Below are 15,658 nucleotides of genomic sequence, written 5' to 3'. Positions count from 1 at the left end.
AATGCAAAAAGTTGCTCTCGTAACAGGCTCAGGCCAGGGGATTGGTAAAGCGATTGCGCTGCGCCTGGTGAAAGATGGCTTTGCCGTCGCCATCGCCGACTATAACGCTGAGACGGCAAGAGCCGTTGCCGACGAAATCATCCGCAACGGCGGTAACGCCGTCGCCGTGAAGGTGGATGTCTCTGACCGCGAGCAGGTATTTGCCGCGGTGGAGAAAGCCCGCACCGCGCTGGGCGGTTTCCACGTGATCGTTAACAACGCCGGGATCGCGCCGTCCACCCCGATCGAATCCATCACCCCGGAGATTGTCGATAAGGTCTACAACATTAACGTGAAAGGGGTGATCTGGGGCATTCAGGCCGCGATTGACGCGTTTCGTAAAGAGGGGCACGGCGGGAAAATCATTAACGCCTGCTCCCAGGCGGGCCACACCGGTAACCCGGAGCTGGCCGTCTACAGTTCCAGCAAGTTCGCGGTGCGCGGCTTAACCCAGACCGCCGCACGGGATCTCGCGCCGCTGGGGATCACCGTTAACGCTTACTGCCCGGGCATCGTGAAAACGCCGATGTGGGCGGAGATCGACCGTCAGGTCTCCGAGGCAGCGGGTAAACCGCTCGGCTACGGGACCGAAACCTTTGCCAAACGCATCACGCTTGGCCGCCTGTCCGAACCGGAAGATGTCGCTGCCTGCGTCTCATACCTGGCAGGACCCGATTCCGACTACATGACCGGCCAGTCGCTGTTGATTGATGGTGGGATGGTGTTCAACTAAATACTCAATACTAATAAGCTCTGACATGAGTTTTCCCCTGCCCCCGTGCAGGGGCTTTTTTTTGTCTCCTCCGCCATTGTGCATTACACTGCGCGCTGCAAAACTTTAGTCATTACGATCTGACAGGCGGTAACAGCGATGAACGGAACAATCACGACGTGGTTTAAAGATAAAGGCTTTGGATTTATCAAAGATGAAAACGGCGACAACCGCTATTTTCATGTGATTAAGGTCGCCAACCCTGATCTGATTAAGAAAGACGCGGCGGTGACCTTCGAGCCGACCACCAACAACAAAGGTCTTTCCGCCTATGCGGTGAAGGTGATCCCGGAAAGCAAGCATCTCTATATTGCGGGCGAGCGCGTGAAGCTCACCTCGATCAAATCCTTCGTGGTGTTCAGCGAAGAAGAGCCCGTGGATACCAAAATCGATAAAGAGAATGCGGTGCTGTCGGTCGGGCTGCTGATGAACAGCATCAAACCGAAATCCGACAAAAAGCCGGGCGAAATGCGCACGGTGAAGAAGCTGGCGATCACCACCTTCCAGAATACGACGTTGATCTTCACCGAAGATGAGATCGACATCGATGCCACGGTGAAGCTGCTCAAGTGATTTGTTGCCGGGTGGCGGCGACGCCTTACCCGGCCTACGGAATCCGTGCGGCACTCGCCGCCGCACGGTTTACCCCATCCTGTGCTCGCCCCGCAACATCGCCTCCCGGTCAAACACCTTCTGGATCTCCCCATGCGCCATAAACGCCGCCCGGTCGGACATATGGGCAATCACGTCCGCGTCGTGGCTCACCAGCAGATAGGTCATCTCGTGCCTGGCTTTTAAGCGGTTGAGCAGGTTCAGAATTTCCGCCTGGACGGACATATCCAGCGCCGAGGTGGGTTCATCCAGCAGCAGAAGCTGCGGGCGCAGCAGCAGCGCCCGGGCAATGGCCACGCGCTGACGCTGGCCGCCGGAAAGCTGGTGCGGATAACGTTTACCCGCGTCGGCAGGCAACCCTACCTGCTGCAAGGCGTCTTCGACTTTCCGGGCAATCTGCGTTTCACCGTGGATTGTTAACGGCTCCGAAAGGGTGCGTGCAATCGTGTGGTTTGGGTGCAGCGAGGCCCACGGATCCTGAAACACCATCTGCACGTTGCGGCGCAGCGGGCCGGTAAAACGCTGCCCAGGCCGAACCGCGCCGCCCAGCAGCGAGAGGCTTCCGCGCCACTCGCGCTGCAGCCCCGCCAGCACGCGCAGAAGGGTTGATTTCCCGCAGCCGGATTCGCCAATCAGGCTGAAGGTTTCCCCTTTTTCGACGCTAAAGCTGGCGGCGGATACCGCCGTTTTCTCCCCAAAGCTCACGTGGAGCTGATTCACCTCAACGAGCGACATCACCGGCCTCCTTCCACGGCTGCGAACGGTCAAGCGTCGGCAGCATCTGTCCATAGGTACTGGCGTTCGGACGACAGGTCCACAGGGTGCGGGTGTACGGATGCGTTGCCTGCGGGAGCTGGCGTGCCGCCATCTCGTCGACCTTTTCGCCCTGATACATCACCAGCACCCGGTCGCAGTGCTCCGCCACCAGCGGCAGGTCGTGGCTGATTAACAGCATCGCCATCTGTCGCGCTTCGCACTGCTGCACCAGCAGCTCGAGGATCTGGTTACGCAGGCGGGCGTCCAGCGCAGACGTCGGTTCGTCGGCAATCAGCACCTGCGGGTTGTTGATCAGCGCCATCGCAATCATCACCCGCTGCCCCATGCCGCCGGAGAGTTCGCCGGGGTAACGCTGAAGCACGTGCTCATTGAGCCCGACGGCGCGGATAATATCGTGTATACGTTCAAGGCGTTCTGAACGGGGCAGGCGCTGATGCAGAGTCAGTGCCTCTTGTAGTTGAGCGGCGACGCTTTTCACCGGATTAAGCGCATAGCGCGGATCCTGCAGGACCATCGCAATGCCGTTGCCGCGCAGCGCCTGCCAGCGGCGGCTGTTCAGGGTCAGCACATCATTGCCCAGCACGTTAAGCTGCTTAGCGCGCACGATGCCGGGCTGGCGTACCAGCCCCATCAGGGCGCGGGCAGACATGGATTTCCCCGAGCCGGATTCACCCACCAGCGCCAGCCGCTCGTTGCCTAATGTAAAGCTCAGGCCGTTGACCACGCGGGCGGAAGGGTAGTCGATATTCAGCGCATCGACGATAACGCGGTGTTCAGTCATGCTGTGGCTCCAGTACGTCGCGCAGGCCATCGCCCAGCAGGTTAAAGGCCAGGCTGGCAAACAGAATGGCCGCACCCGGAATGGCAGCAATCCACCACTGGTCGAAAATCACCTGCATGCCGTCAGCTATCATCGCTCCCCATTCAGCCATAGGCGGACGTGCACCGAGGCCGAGGAAGCCAAGCCCGGCGGCGGCCAGAATAATGCCTGCCAGATCCAGCGCTAAGCGCACAATCGCGGAGGGCAGACACAGGGGCAGAATATGGCCGACCAGCAGGCGCAGGCCGCGAATACCCATCATCTCCGCGGCGGCCAGGTAATCGCTGTGGCGCAGGCGCTGAATTTCACTCCGGGCCTGACGCGCATAGGCCGGCCAGGTGGTTAAGGCCAGCGCCAGCGCGCCGTTGACCAGCCCCGGGCCGAGCATCGCCACAAACGCGAAGGCGAGAATCAGGCGCGGCATCGACATCACCACGTCGGTAAAGCGCATCAGGATGCGCTCCAGCCAGCCGCCGTAGTAACCGGATAATATGCCCACCAGCAGACCGGCGGGGAGGGTGATAACGGTCACTAAAGCGACCAGCCCGAGCGCCGGGCGGGTGCCGTAAATCAGGCGCGAGAGCAGATCGCGCCCGTAGCTGTCGGTGCCCAGCCAGTGCTGAGCGTTTGGTGCCTGCAGGCGCGCGGCGGCGTCCTGCCAGTTTGGGTCCACCGGCGCAAGCCAGGACGCGAACACGGCTATCAGCACCAGCAGCGTGATGGCAACCAGCCCGCAAAAGGCGGCGGGGGAGCAGCGCAGGCGGCGTAAGAAAAGATAAAACGGCATCAGCGCACCCTGGGATCGGTTGCCCGCACAAGCAGGTCGGTAAGGTTATTGATCAGTACAAAACAGATACCAATCAGCAGCGTGCCGCCCATCACCGCGGTGGTGTCTCCGGCGAACAGGGCGGTGGTGAGGTAGCGCCCGATGCCCGGCCAGGAGAAGACGGTTTCCGTTAACACCGCGCCTTCCAGCATGCTGGTATAGGCCAGGGCAATCACCGTCAGCAGGGTGCTGCGAATGTTCGGCAGCACGTGGCGCAGCAGAATGGTCATCTCCCCGGCGCCCTTGGCGCGGGCGAGCAGGATGTACTCTTTGTTCATCTCGCTCAGACAGGCGGAGCGCGTCAGGCGGGTAATGCTCGCCAGCGAGTAGTAGGCCAGCAGCAGCACCGGCAGCACCAGGTGGCTGACGGCATTACGAAATGCCTCCCGGTCGCCGGAAAGCCAGGTATCAATCAGCGCAAAGCCGGTGCGCGGCTCCACGGTAAACTGCCAGTTGTCGTCCAGCCTGCCGGGGCCCGCGCTCCACTGCAGCTTCGCGTAGAACAGGGCCAGCATCAGCAGCCCGAGCCAGAAAATCGGCACCGAGTTACCGAGCAGGGTGAGCGTTCTGATGGCTAAATCGAGCGGCGAACCGGCGTAGCGGGCGCACAGCACCCCGGCAACCACGCCGAGCACGGTGCCGATAATCAGCGCCAGGGTGGCCAGTTCGAGCGTGGCGGGAAAAGCGTGCAGCAGATCCTGCAGCACCGGCTGTCCGGTGGCGCTGGCGGTGCCTAAATCACCGTGGGCGAGGCTCTGTAGATAGTGCCAGAACTGCACGGGAAGAGGCCGATCCAGCCCGAGCTGGTGGCGAACCTGATCGTACGTGGACTGGCTGGCGTGATCGCCGACGATCTGCAGCACGCGATCGACCGGGGAAAACGCCGAAAGCGCAAAGGTGACGAGCAGCAGCCCGAAAAGCGTCAGCAGCAGGGTCAGCAGACCCTGAAGCACGCGGGTGGAAAGATGTGGCATGGGAAATCTCTTCATGCCGGGTGGCGGCTTCGCCTTACCCGGCCTACAAAAACCGAGAACGTAGGCCGGGTAAGCGCAGCGCCACCCGGCAACAAGGGCTACTTCGTGACGCGATCGTACCAGACCATATCCGCGTTCAGCCCCTGCTGATACCCCTTCACGTTTTCGCGCACCACGATCTGGGTTTTGCCCTGGTCGACGAACACGTACGGCGAGTTGTGCTGCAGCTGTTCCTGCATTTTCTTGTACAGATCCAGACGTTTCGCCGGATCCGGCTCGGCCACCGCCGCCAGCGTGGCCTTGTTCAGCTCCGGAATTTTCCAGCCGTTCAGTCCGGCCACGGTGCTGGATTTACCGTCGTTCCACGCGAAGGCGCTGGCGTTGGAGTGCGCGTCAAAGTAGTCCGGGATCCACAGACGAATTGCCGCCTGATGCTGCTTCGCACGCACGCGGGCGTACACCTGGCTCCCGGCGGCGGGCAACAGATCCACCTTCACGCCACCCTGCGCGAAGCTCGCCTGCATCGACTGCGCGATGGTGATAAACGGCGGCTTGTTCTCCACGTCCAGGGTGAAGTGGGCGTCTTTAATACCCGCTTTGGCGAGGATGGCTTTCGCTTTCGCCGGATCAAATTTAAACGGATTATCTTCCAGCGCGCCCGGCAGACCGACCGGCAGGAAGCTCTGATGGACAAAATACTGGCCTTTCAGCAGGTTTTTGGTAATGCCGTCATAGTCCACCAGCCAGCGTGCCGCCTCCCAGAAGGCCGGGTTGTTCAGCAGCGGGTTGGCGCTGTTGCCGGTGTTAAACACCAGGTAATTCTGCTCCGCAGACGGGATGCTCAGTACCTTCACGCCCGGCTTGCCGTCGAGCGCGCTGATCTGGTCTGCACCCAGATCGCGCGCCACGTCCGCGTCGCCCTGCTGGATCAGCAGGCGGCGGGAAGCCGGATCGGGAACGTTTTTAATGATGATGCTCTTAAGCTTCGGCGCGCCACCGGGCGCCGAGTCGTTGGCTTCCAGCACAATGGCCTGATGCGGCTGGTAGACGCGCATTTTGAACGCGCCGCTGCCCGCCGAGTGCATTTTCAGCCACGCGTTGCCGAAGTCGTTATCCTTCACGTTCGCCGCGACCTGCTTCTCATCGACGATGGAGGCGATCGGCGTGGAGAGAATGTTGAGCGCCACGGCAGGGCTGACGTCCGCCGTCCAGTGCAGCTGCACGGTGTGGTCATCCACTTTCTTCAGCTGGCTGGCGATGTTGCTCGCCTCCCAGCCCAGCACGTTGAGAATAAAGGCCGGGGATTTGTTCAGCGTCACGGCGCGGGTATAGGAGAAGATCACGTCTTCCGGACGCAGCGGGTTGCCGGAGGCAAATCTGGCATCGGGCCTGAGTTTAATAGTCAGGGTTTTTGCTGCCGCGTCCGCCTGCCAGCTTTCTGCCAGAATCGGGGTGATTTTTTCCGGGTTGTTGCGGTCCGGCTGCACCAGGCGCTGATACAGGCTGGGCACGGTCTGGATACTGGAAAGCTCGTTGGCTTCGGCCGGGTCGAGGCTCACAATGTCATCAAGTCCCTGGGCGACAACCAGCGTATTGGGGGGCGTAGCCGCGTGAGCCGCAGCGGAGAATGTAGCCAGCACCAGTAAAGGCAGCAGTTTTTTTGTCATAGCGATCCCTGAAGAAAATATATTGTTTGTTTTATGTTCCGCTACGTTAGGCTGGCGAAGGATATACGCAAAGTCGAAATTCTGCTTTGCTTATGCCCTCCAGGAATAATGCATGCGTTCGGGCTATTAACATACGCTGCTTTTCGCCCGTTTTTTAACCTGCTATAACAAACTCCTTACCTTTCAGGGAGTCACTGCCGTGCCCGAAATCAATCAACATGGTCAAACCGTCAACGATATTGTTCCCGACTGGAAAGGCGCGCGCGTGCTGACCCACACGCCGCTGTTCGGCCTGTATTGCCGTCTGGAGCCGCTGGATGCCGATCGCCACGCGGCCGATCTTTACGAGGCCTACGCGCTGGGTGACGACAGCGACTGGACGTGGCTTGCCAGCACACAGCCCATGAGTGTGGAAGCCACTGCGCATTGGATTATGGCGAAGGTGATGGACGATGAACTGGTGCCGTTTGCCGTCATTGATTTACGCACCGAGCGCGCGGTCGGGCTGGTGAGCTATATGGCCAACGAGCGGCTACTGGGGTCGGTCGAAATCGGTCACGTGACCTGGTCGCGAAAGATGAAAGGCTCCCGCATCGGGACCGAAACGGTATGGCTGCTGCTGAAAAATGCGTTCGAACACGGCTACCGCCGGGTGGAGTGGAAGTGCGATTCGATGAACATCGCCTCGCGCAGGGCGGCAGAGCGGCTGGGGTTTGTCTGGGAAGGGCGGCTGCGGCAGAAGCTGGTGCGCAAAGGGCGTAACCGCGACAGCGATATGCTTTCTATTATTGACGGCGAATGGCCGCAAAGAGACGCGGAACTGCGCGCCTGGCTGGCGGCAGAGAATTTTGACGGAGAAGGGCGGCAGATTACGCGGTTAGAGGCGTTTCGGACGTAATTTTCCCTCATCCAGCCCTCTCCCCAAGGGGAAGAGGGTGTTTTAAGTCCCCTCGCCCCTTTGGGGAGAGGGTTAGGGTGAGGGGCACTCAGCGCCTCACCGGTGCCCCGTTCGCCACATAATACGCCGCCGTGCTCTTCGCTAGCGGCTCGCGCCCGCGAATGGCGTCGGCAATTTTCTCGCCAATCATGATGGTCGTGGCGTTCAGGTTGCCGGTAATGATCTGTGGCATGATCGACGCATCTACCACGCGTAACCCTTCCAGCCCGTGAACGCGGCCTTCGCCGTCGACCACCGCCATCTCGTCATAGCCCATTTTGCAGCTCCCGCACGGGTGGAAGGCGGTTTCGGCGTGGTTACGCACGAACTCGTCCAGCTGCTCGTCGGTCTGACATTCGATACCGGGGCTGATTTCGCGGCCGCGGTATTTGTCCAGCGCCGGCTGGTGCATGATCTCACGGGTGATGCGGATTGCGTCACGGAACTCCTGCCAGTCCTGCTCGTGGGACATATAGTTGAACAGGATCGCCGGATGCTGGTGCGGATCGCGCGATTTAATACGCACGTGCCCACGGCTTGGCGAACGCATGGAGCCCACGTGGCACTGGAAGCCGTGCTCTTTTACCGCGTTTGAACCGTTGTAGTTAATGGCTACCGGCAGGAAGTGGTACTGAATGTTCGGCCATTCAAACTCCTCGCGGCTGCGGATAAACCCGCCCGCCTCGAAGTGGTTGCTCGCCCCCACGCCGGTGCCGCCAAACAGCCACTCGGCGCCAATCTTCGGCTGGTTCCACCACTGCAGGGCAGGGTAGAGGGAGACCGGCTCTTTGCATTCGTACTGGAGGTACATCTCCAGGTGATCCTGCAGGTTTTCGCCCACGCCGGGCAGGTCGTGGACCAGCGGAATATCGAACTGCTTCAGCAGGTCAGCGTTGCCTACGCCGGAGCGCTGGAGGATCTGCGGCGAAGCAATCGCGCCTGCACACAGCAGCACCTCTTTTTTCGCCGTCGCTCTGGACGGAATAGTGCTTTCGCCCTCCAGCCACTCGACGCCTGACGCACGTTTGCCGTCAAACAGAATGCGATCGGTCATGGCGTGGGTGCGGATGGTCAGGTTCGGACGCGGTTTGGCCTGATCGAGATAGCCGCGCGCGGTGCTGGCGCGTCGGCCCTGCGGCGTGACCGTGCGGTCCATCGGGCCGAAGCCCTCCTGCTGGTAGCCGTTGAGGTCGTCGGTACGCGGATAGCCCGCCTGCACGCCCGCTTCCACCATCGCCTCAAACAGCGGGTTCACGCCCGGCTTAGAGGTGGTGACGCTCACCGGACCGTCGCCGCCGTGGTAGTCGTTCGGCCCCACGTCGCGGGTTTCTGCCTTGCGGTAGTAGGGCAGGCAGTTGAGATAGCTCCAGTGTTCCAGACCTGGCTCTTTGGCCCAGTTGTCCAGATCCATCGCGTTACCGCGGATGTAGCACATGCCGTTGATCAGCGATGAGCCGCCCAGCCCTTTGCCGCGTCCGCACTCCATGCGGCGGTTGTTCATGTACGGCTCAGGTTCGGTTTCGTACGCCCAGTTGTAGCGCTTGCCCTGCAGCGGAAACGCCAGCGCGGCGGGCATCTGGGTGCGGAAGTCAAAGCGGTAATCCGGGCCGCCCGCCTCAAGCAGCAGGACGGTGGTAGCCGGATCTTCAGTCAGTCGTGTCGCCAGAACGTTGCCGGCAGAGCCGGCTCCGATAATGATGTAGTCAAATTGCAAAAAAACCTCCCGGTTAAAATATGGACTGGAATTTACCCATCTCAACCTGGATGGACTTCACCTGGGTGTAGCTCTGGAGCGTCATCACCCCATTCTCGCGGCCAATGCCGGAGTGTTTATAGCCGCCAACCGGCATCTCCGCCGGGGATTCCCCCCAGGTGTTGATCCAGCAGATACCCGCTTCAAGCTGATGAATGGCGCCGTGGGCGCGGTTCAGGTCGGCCGTGACGATACCCGCCGCCAGACCGTAGTCGGTATCGTTGGCGCGGCGGATCGCCTCTTCCTCGGACGCGTAGGTGAGGATGGACATCACCGGGCCGAAGATCTCCTCGCGCACGATGGTCATCTCGTCGGTACAGTCAGTGAACACGGTCGGGGCCACCCACGCGCCGTTATCAAAACCTTCGCCCTTCAGCACGTCGCCGCCGCACAGCACGCGCGCGCCTTCTGCTTTGCCTTTGGCGATGTAGCGCAGCACGTTGTCGCGGTGCGGGAAGCTGACCAGCGGGCCAAAGTTGGTGCGTTCATCGAACAGATCGCCCGCGCGGATGCGGCCCACGCGCTCAACGATTTTCTGCTCAAACGCCGCCTTAACCTTCGCGGGGACGAACACGCGGGTGCCGTTGGTGCATACCTGGCCGGAGCTGAAGAAGTTCGCCATCATGGCGATGTCGGCCGCGAGATCGAGATCCGCATCGTCGAAAATAATCAGCGGAGATTTGCCACCCAGCTCCATCGTCACCTCTTTCAGGGACGAGCCCGCCGCGTTGGCCATCACTTTTTTGCCGCTGGCGACGCCGCCGGTAAAGGAGACTTTAGCGATACCCGGATGTTCAGTCAGGTACTGGCCGGTCTCCGCACCCACGCCCGGCAGGACGTTAAACACGCCGTCCGGCAGACCCGCTTCGGTATAGATTTCGGCAAGTTTCAGGGCGGTAAGCGGGGTCACTTCGCTTGGCTTGAAGATCATCGCGTTACCTGCCGCCAGCGCCGGGGCGGATTTCCACAGGGCGATCTGGATCGGGTAGTTCCACGCGCCGATACCCGCCACTACGCCCAGCGGTTCGCGGCGGGTATAGACGAACGACGTCTCGCGCAGGGGGATCTGGCTGCCTTCCAGCGCCGGGATCAGCCCCGCGTAATACTCCAGCACGTCCGCGCCGGTGACGATGTCCACGGTTGAGGTTTCGGAATACGCTTTACCGGTGTCGAGGGTTTCCAGCTTGGCCAGCTCGTCGTTCCGCTCGCGCAGGATGTCGACGGCGCGACGCAGAACGCGCGAACGCTCCATCGCAGTCATTGCCGCCCAGATCTTTTGCCCGCGCTTTGCGCTTTCCACAGCGCGGTCCACATCCTCGCGCCCGGCGGCCTGCACGCTTGCCAGGACTTCACCGTTGGCCGGGTTGATGGTCTCGAAGGTGCGACCGCTGGTGGCGGATGTATAACCACCATTGATATAAAGCTGCTGTTCTGCCATTCGGGACATAAATTCTCCTCGGTTATTCGGTCGGTAAATGCTGGCTGATGAAGTGGCTGGTGAGCGACTGGGCCAGATTTTTATCCAGCGGTTTACCGCTCAGGGCGGCACGCAGCCACAGGCCGTCAATCAGTGCCGCCAGCCCGTAGCCCGCTTCCTGGGCCTGTTCGCGCGGCAGCTCGCGGCGGAACTCGTACACCAGGTTTGAGAGCAGACGGCGGCTGCTCACCTGCTGCAGACGGTAGAGCATCGGCTGGTGCATGCTGCTTGCCCAGAAGGCCAGCCAGGCCTTCATCGCCGCGCTGCTGACCTGAGTTTCATCAAAGTTACCGCCGACAATCGCCTGCAGGCGCTGCTCCGCGCTGCCGTCCGGCAGGGCATGCAGGCGGCTTAATACCGCGTCGCGCAGCTGGCCGGTGATGTCGCGCATGGTCGCTTCCAGCAGGCCGTTTTTGTCTCTGAAGTAGTGACTGATGATCCCCGTGGAAACGCCTGCGCGACGGGCGATCTGTGCGATCGTCGCGTCATGCATTCCCACTTCATTTATTGCTTCCAGCGTGGCGTTGATCAGTTGCCTGCGCCGGATCGGCTGCATCCCCACTTTGGGCATTTTTGCCACTCCATTCATCAGCGTTGGTTAACCATTAAAGCGGTTTTTGATTGGACGTTCAATATAAAATGTGTCTTAATTGTTGCGGCTTTGGATTTTAATAGTTACAAAAATAGTGGGGATACTGGATGACAGATCTTTCGCAAAACAGAGAAAAGGACAAAATCAATCCGGTTGTTTTTTATACTTCCGCAGGACTGATTTTGTTGTTTTCCCTGACGACGATCTTCTTTAGCAACTTCTCTGCCGAGTGGATTGGACGCACCCTGAACTGGGTGTCGAAGACCTTCGGCTGGTACTACTTACTGGCGGCGACGCTCTATATCGTCTTTGTGGTCTGCGTGGCCTGCTCGCGTTTCGGCTCCGTGAAGCTTGGACCCGAGCACTCAAAACCCGAGTTCAGCCTGTTGAGCTGGGCGGCGATGCTGTTTGCCGCAGGTATCGGCATCGATCTGATGTTCTTCTCCGTGGCCGAACCGGTCACGCAATATATGCAGCCGCCGGAAGGGGCGGGGCAGACGATGGAGGCCGCGCGCCAGGCGATGGTCTGGACCCTGTTCCACTACGGCCTGACCGGCTGGTCGATGTACGCCCTGATGGGGATGGCGCTGGGATACTTTAGCTACCGTTATAATTTGCCTCTGACCATCCGCTCTGCGCTGTACCCGATATTCGGGAAAAGAATAAACGGCCCGATTGGCCACAGCGTGGATATTGCAGCGGTGATCGGCACCATCTTCGGGATCGCCACCACGCTGGGGATTGGCGTGGTGCAGCTCAACTATGGGCTGAGCGTGCTGTTTGATATTCCGGATTCGATGGCGGCGAAAGCGGCGCTGATTGCGCTCTCGGTGATTATCGCCACCATTTCGGTGACCTCCGGCGTGGATAAGGGTATCCGCGTGCTCTCCGAGCTGAACGTCGCGCTGGCGCTGGGTCTGATCCTGTTCGTGTTGTTTATGGGCGATACCTCGTTCCTGCTCAATGCCTTAGTGCTGAACGTGGGCGACTACGTGAACCGCTTTATGGGCATGACGCTGAACAGCTTCGCCTTTGATCGTCCGGTGGAGTGGATGAACAACTGGACGCTCTTCTTCTGGGCGTGGTGGGTGGCGTGGTCGCCGTTCGTTGGCCTGTTCCTGGCACGTATTTCACGTGGCCGCACCATCCGTCAGTTTGTGATGGGCACGCTGATTATCCCGTTCACCTTTACACTGCTGTGGCTGTCGGTGTTTGGTAACAGTGCGCTGCATGAGATTATCCACGGCAACGCGACCTTTGCGCAGGAAGCGATGGCGCACCCGGAGCGCGGCTTCTACAGCCTGCTGGCGCAGTATCCGGCGTTTACCTTTAGCGCGTCCGTGGCGACCATTACCGGCCTGCTGTTCTACGTCACCTCGGCGGATTCCGGCGCGCTGGTGCTGGGCAACTTCACCTCGAAGCTCAAGGACATCAACAGCGACGCGCCAAACTGGCTGCGCATCTTCTGGTCCGTCGCCATCGGCCTGCTGACGCTCGGCATGCTGATGACCAACGGCATTTCCGCCCTGCAGAACACCACGGTGATCATGGGGTTGCCGTTCAGCTTCGTCATCTTCTTCGTGATGGCCGGGTTGTATAAATCTCTCAAAGTGGAAGATTACCGCCGCGTCAGCGCCAGCCGCGACACCGCGCCACGTCCGATGGGGGCGCAGGACAGGCTGAGCTGGAAGAAACGCCTGTCGCGCCTGATGAACTACCCGGGCACGCGCTACACCCGCCAGATGATGGAGACGGTCTGTTTCCCGGCAATGGAGGAGGTGGCGCAGGAGCTGAAACTGCGTGGTGCTTATGTGGAGCTGAAAAACCTGCCGCCGGAAGAGGGTGAAAACCTGGGGCATCTGGATCTGCTGGTGCATATGGGCGACGAGCAGAACTTTGTCTACCAGATCTGGCCGCAGCAGTACTCGGTGCCCGGGTTTACCTACCGGGCGCGCAGCGGGAAATCGACCTACTACCGGCTGGAGACCTTCCTGCTGGAAGGGAGTCAGGGAAATGATTTGATGGATTACAGCAAGGAGCAGGTGATTACGGACATTCTGGACCAGTATGAACGGCACCTGAACTTTATCCATCTGCACAGGGAAGCGCCGGGGAATAGTGTGATGTTTCCGGATGTTTAAACAAAATCTGAAAAATACGTTTTACTGTATTTAAATACAGTAAAACGTCCTGGTGTTTCTCAGGGAAGAGTAATATTGCTGCTGGAGCCTGATGGTGTCGCATCCAGGCGGTTGTCGCAATTCAGGAAGGAATAGTGGATGAGTCATGCGATAGAGTTTATCGAAACATCGCTCTTCACCCGGCAGATTAAAAGCATTGCTACGGATGATGAATTAAGGGAACTACAAAAAGAGCTCATTGCCAGGCCCGATAAAGGCGATCTTATCCAGCATACGGGTGGGTTACGTAAAATCAGGATGTCCGCAGGTTCAAAGGGGAAAAGAGGCGGAGCCAGGGTCATCTATTTTCTCGCAACGCGGGAGGTCATTTATTTCATCATGGCGTATCCAAAGAGCATCAAGGATAGCCTGACTGATGCTGAGAAAGCAGAGTTCAAAAAACTCACGACAGTTCTTCTGCATACCGCTTCCAATGTTGTTTCTGAAAGGTGTACAATGTACGCTATCAGGCATGAGGAGGTAGGTAATGAGTATCTTTGACGATGTGAAAGCTTCACTGGAAGAGGCCGTTGAGATCCAGGCTGGCAGGAAAGCCCCCTCAAGAGTGACGCGTTATGAGGTGGCTGATGTGCGGGCAATCAGAGAACAGCTAAGCGTCACCCAAAGTGAAATGGCGAAGGCGCTGGGCACGAGCGTTGATACGATAAAAAGTTGGGAGTCTAAACGTCGAAATCCAACGGGATTGGCGGCGAAAGTGCTGAATGTGATTCGGGAGAATCCTGCCTTTTTCAGAGCGCTTGCGGGGCAGTGAAGAGCCATCATGCCGGGTGGCGGCGATGCCTTACCCGGCCTACGATAGTGCAGTATTTGGATCTGCTGGTGAACATGGCGGTGAGCAGAACTTTTTCTACCAGATCTGCCCGCAGCAGTACTCGTTACTCTGGTTTACTCACCGGGCGCGTGCGGTTAAAATTTACCCAAGGAAGCTGTGAATGGAAATTACCTCGCTGGCAAGTACCTATAAATTTTTCATCCCTCTATTACCTTATTTGAAGAAATTGATTATTGTTGAAACATTCTTTTCTTTGTCAAATGAGAAGAAGGAAGAGGCTTTAGATTATTTGAAGGAAGGGATAAAAGAGGAAGACCCAATAGGAAAATACAAGCAAAAACTTAAGCTGTCTGATTTTAAATTGTGTGATGACTTTTATTTAAATATTTACATTCTTAGGTATTACCTTGAAAACATCAAGGAGCGCGGAGGTTTTTGTAAGTCTTTATTTCTTGTGAAAGGTTTTTATACTTATGAAAACTCTGAGGTGAAGCTTAAAAGGAATTTGTTATGGATTCCTTTCTTAATGTTTTTTTTAGGATTGTTTGCCGGTTATGGGGCTTTGTTGTTGTGGTGTGGGACAATATCTTACCCAATGAAATGGTTATATGTCGGTGGGTGTGCTTTTATATTTATTCAGTATGTTTACTATTCTGTTTACAGCTTGTTGAATTATATTCGCTTAAAATTGAAGGTTGAGGAATTTAATTTCTTAATAACGCTGTATCGCCTGGATGAGATGCTCAATAAACTATAGCAACTGGAAGAAGATTTACAGCAGTCAGTCGCGCGTTACAACAACGTGATCACCCGGTCGTTATTTAGTAACCAGTGAATTGTAAATAGCGTGTTTTCCTTAAACTCAGCCTGGGGGCGGGTCAGGGCCAGCGTAAGTGTTCTTTCATCGAGTCGCGTAATACGAGCACAGTCAAAATCCATAAAAGTCTTCACCTGCGGAAAGAGCGCCTTAAACAGACTCTCTTTGGCGCTAAACGTCAGCGTCAGCGCCAGCGCGAAAGGGTAGCCCGAACGCGTCAGGCACATCGCTTCCTGCACATCAATAATGCCGTCCTGGATTTCCCGGGCCTCACTGTCTGGAAGTATGGCTTCGCAATCAATACCCACCCGCGCATCGGGATGACGGACGACAACCGCCATTGCCTGCGTGCCGCTGTGGGTGATGCTGCCTGAAATGCCTTCTGGCCAGAGTGGTTCGCCGCTGGGGCCGATGCCGGGAACGGTGTGGTCAGGTAAGGCATGCGCGGCGGCGATGCGGCCAGCCAGATGCTCTGCTTTGCGTTTGCGTCCGGCGTTTGCAAGTTCAGCGTGATGGGGGAGCCAGAGGAGATCGGCGTCGGTGAAGGTCGTGGGATCGAAGGTGACGTGGTGGACGGTGTGGTTGGCGAGAATGAGCGTGCGGTGGGTGGTGTGCATGGTTT

General features: G+C 58.4%; 16 protein-coding genes. 7 read left to right on the top strand and 9 right to left on the bottom strand.

The genetic code is table 11. The features are described from left to right. The first annotated feature begins 1 nt into the window (after position 1). Complete coding sequence (locus tag EKN83_RS19860) at positions 2 to 772, top strand: (S)-acetoin forming diacetyl reductase (RefSeq protein WP_023618768.1); 771 nt, start codon at positions 2 to 4, stop codon at positions 770 to 772. 138 nt (positions 773 to 910) lie between these two features. Further along, positions 911 to 1,384 (top strand): cold-shock protein, encoded by a 474-nt coding sequence (locus tag EKN83_RS19855; protein ID WP_008499407.1) that lies wholly within the window; start codon positions 911 to 913, stop codon positions 1,382 to 1,384. A gap of 69 nt (positions 1,385 to 1,453) precedes the next feature. Here the strand turns inward: EKN83_RS19855 and EKN83_RS19850 are convergent, their stop codons facing one another. From EKN83_RS19850 to EKN83_RS19830, 5 genes are all read right to left on the bottom strand, one after another. Then, the gene (locus EKN83_RS19850) at positions 1,454 to 2,158 is read right to left on the bottom strand and encodes an ABC transporter ATP-binding protein (protein WP_126801552.1); all 705 of its coding nucleotides are present in this window, start codon (positions 2,156 to 2,158) and stop codon (positions 1,454 to 1,456) included. Further along, complete coding sequence (locus tag EKN83_RS19845; protein ID WP_126801551.1) at positions 2,145 to 2,981, bottom strand: ABC transporter ATP-binding protein; 837 nt, start codon at positions 2,979 to 2,981, stop codon at positions 2,145 to 2,147. Before EKN83_RS19845 ends, EKN83_RS19850 begins: the two co-directional genes overlap by 14 nt. Continuing rightward, positions 2,974 to 3,807 (bottom strand): ABC transporter permease, encoded by an 834-nt coding sequence (locus EKN83_RS19840; RefSeq protein WP_126801550.1) that lies wholly within the window; start codon positions 3,805 to 3,807, stop codon positions 2,974 to 2,976. Before EKN83_RS19840 ends, EKN83_RS19845 begins: the two co-directional genes overlap by 8 nt. Continuing rightward, on the bottom strand, positions 3,807 to 4,820 hold the full coding sequence (locus EKN83_RS19835; RefSeq protein WP_126801549.1) for an ABC transporter permease: 1,014 nt from the start codon (positions 4,818 to 4,820) through the stop codon (positions 3,807 to 3,809). Before EKN83_RS19835 ends, EKN83_RS19840 begins: the two co-directional genes overlap by 1 nt. A 98-nt stretch (positions 4,821 to 4,918) precedes the next feature. Beyond that, positions 4,919 to 6,487: an ABC transporter substrate-binding protein gene (locus tag EKN83_RS19830; protein ID WP_126801548.1), complete on the bottom strand. Its 1,569-nt coding sequence runs from the start codon at positions 6,485 to 6,487 to the stop codon at positions 4,919 to 4,921. Positions 6,488 to 6,686: 199 nt separating this feature from the next. Here EKN83_RS19830 and EKN83_RS19825 point away from each other — a divergent pair, with 199 nt between their 5' ends. Further along, positions 6,687 to 7,385: a GNAT family N-acetyltransferase gene (locus EKN83_RS19825; protein WP_126801547.1), complete on the top strand. Its 699-nt coding sequence runs from the start codon at positions 6,687 to 6,689 to the stop codon at positions 7,383 to 7,385. An 88-nt stretch (positions 7,386 to 7,473) separates the two neighbouring features. Here the strand turns inward: EKN83_RS19825 and betA are convergent, their stop codons facing one another. The 3 genes from betA to betI are packed head-to-tail and all read right to left on the bottom strand — an operon-like array spanning position 7,474 to position 11,225. Beyond that, positions 7,474 to 9,138 (bottom strand): choline dehydrogenase, encoded by a 1,665-nt coding sequence (gene betA, locus EKN83_RS19820; protein WP_045286420.1) that lies wholly within the window; start codon positions 9,136 to 9,138, stop codon positions 7,474 to 7,476. Positions 9,139 to 9,151: 13 nt separating this feature from the next. Further along, complete coding sequence (betB, locus tag EKN83_RS19815) at positions 9,152 to 10,624, bottom strand: betaine-aldehyde dehydrogenase (protein ID WP_126801546.1); 1,473 nt, start codon at positions 10,622 to 10,624, stop codon at positions 9,152 to 9,154. A 13-nt stretch (positions 10,625 to 10,637) separates the two neighbouring features. Further along, a complete protein-coding gene (betI, locus tag EKN83_RS19810) occupies positions 10,638 to 11,225 on the bottom strand; it encodes a transcriptional regulator BetI (protein ID WP_025759674.1) in 588 nt (195 codons plus the stop codon). 128 nt (positions 11,226 to 11,353) lie between these two features. Between betI and betT the strand changes: the two genes are divergently transcribed. From betT to EKN83_RS19790, 4 genes are all read left to right on the top strand, one after another. After that, positions 11,354 to 13,387: a choline BCCT transporter BetT gene (gene betT / locus EKN83_RS19805; protein ID WP_126801545.1), complete on the top strand. Its 2,034-nt coding sequence runs from the start codon at positions 11,354 to 11,356 to the stop codon at positions 13,385 to 13,387. A 138-nt stretch (positions 13,388 to 13,525) separates the two neighbouring features. Then, the gene (locus EKN83_RS19800) at positions 13,526 to 13,927 is read left to right on the top strand and encodes a type II toxin-antitoxin system RelE/ParE family toxin (protein WP_126801544.1); all 402 of its coding nucleotides are present in this window, start codon (positions 13,526 to 13,528) and stop codon (positions 13,925 to 13,927) included. Beyond that, the gene (gene nadS, locus EKN83_RS19795) at positions 13,914 to 14,198 is read left to right on the top strand and encodes a NadS family protein (RefSeq protein ID WP_025759670.1); all 285 of its coding nucleotides are present in this window, start codon (positions 13,914 to 13,916) and stop codon (positions 14,196 to 14,198) included. Before EKN83_RS19800 ends, nadS begins: the two co-directional genes overlap by 14 nt. A gap of 181 nt (positions 14,199 to 14,379) precedes the next feature. Continuing rightward, a complete protein-coding gene (locus EKN83_RS19790) occupies positions 14,380 to 14,976 on the top strand; it encodes a hypothetical protein (protein WP_126801543.1) in 597 nt (198 codons plus the stop codon). 35 nt (positions 14,977 to 15,011) lie between these two features. On the opposite strand, the gene entD is transcribed toward EKN83_RS19790, so the two are convergent. Next, positions 15,012 to 15,653 (bottom strand): enterobactin synthase subunit EntD, encoded by a 642-nt coding sequence (gene entD, locus EKN83_RS19785; RefSeq protein ID WP_126801542.1) that lies wholly within the window; start codon positions 15,651 to 15,653, stop codon positions 15,012 to 15,014. Positions 15,654 to 15,658 lie beyond the last annotated feature (5 nt).

The organism is Enterobacter sp. WCHEn090032, assembly GCF_003986875.1.
GTDB classification, from domain to species: domain Bacteria; phylum Pseudomonadota; class Gammaproteobacteria; order Enterobacterales; family Enterobacteriaceae; genus Enterobacter; species Enterobacter sichuanensis.
Note: the sequence above shows the minus strand (reverse complement) of the source record. Positions and strands in the feature narration are given on the sequence as shown.

Coding starts and splice junctions, on each gene's coding strand:
- EKN83_RS19860 (WP_023618768.1), top strand. CDS start 2: ATGCAAAAAGTTGCTCTCGTAACAGGCTCAGGCCAGGGGATTGGTAAA.
- EKN83_RS19855 (WP_008499407.1), top strand. CDS start 911: ATGAACGGAACAATCACGACGTGGTTTAAAGATAAAGGCTTTGGATTT.
- EKN83_RS19850 (WP_126801552.1), bottom strand. CDS start 2,158: ATGTCGCTCGTTGAGGTGAATCAGCTCCACGTGAGCTTTGGGGAGAAA.
- EKN83_RS19845 (WP_126801551.1), bottom strand. CDS start 2,981: ATGACTGAACACCGCGTTATCGTCGATGCGCTGAATATCGACTACCCT.
- EKN83_RS19840 (WP_126801550.1), bottom strand. CDS start 3,807: ATGCCGTTTTATCTTTTCTTACGCCGCCTGCGCTGCTCCCCCGCCGCC.
- EKN83_RS19835 (WP_126801549.1), bottom strand. CDS start 4,820: ATGCCACATCTTTCCACCCGCGTGCTTCAGGGTCTGCTGACCCTGCTG.
- EKN83_RS19830 (WP_126801548.1), bottom strand. CDS start 6,487: ATGACAAAAAAACTGCTGCCTTTACTGGTGCTGGCTACATTCTCCGCT.
- betB (WP_126801546.1), bottom strand. CDS start 10,624: ATGTCCCGAATGGCAGAACAGCAGCTTTATATCAATGGTGGTTATACA.
- betI (WP_025759674.1), bottom strand. CDS start 11,225: ATGCCCAAAGTGGGGATGCAGCCGATCCGGCGCAGGCAACTGATCAAC.
- betT (WP_126801545.1), top strand. CDS start 11,354: ATGACAGATCTTTCGCAAAACAGAGAAAAGGACAAAATCAATCCGGTT.
- EKN83_RS19800 (WP_126801544.1), top strand. CDS start 13,526: ATGAGTCATGCGATAGAGTTTATCGAAACATCGCTCTTCACCCGGCAG.
- nadS (WP_025759670.1), top strand. CDS start 13,914: ATGAGTATCTTTGACGATGTGAAAGCTTCACTGGAAGAGGCCGTTGAG.
- EKN83_RS19790 (WP_126801543.1), top strand. CDS start 14,380: ATGGAAATTACCTCGCTGGCAAGTACCTATAAATTTTTCATCCCTCTA.
- entD (WP_126801542.1), bottom strand. CDS start 15,653: ATGCACACCACCCACCGCACGCTCATTCTCGCCAACCACACCGTCCAC.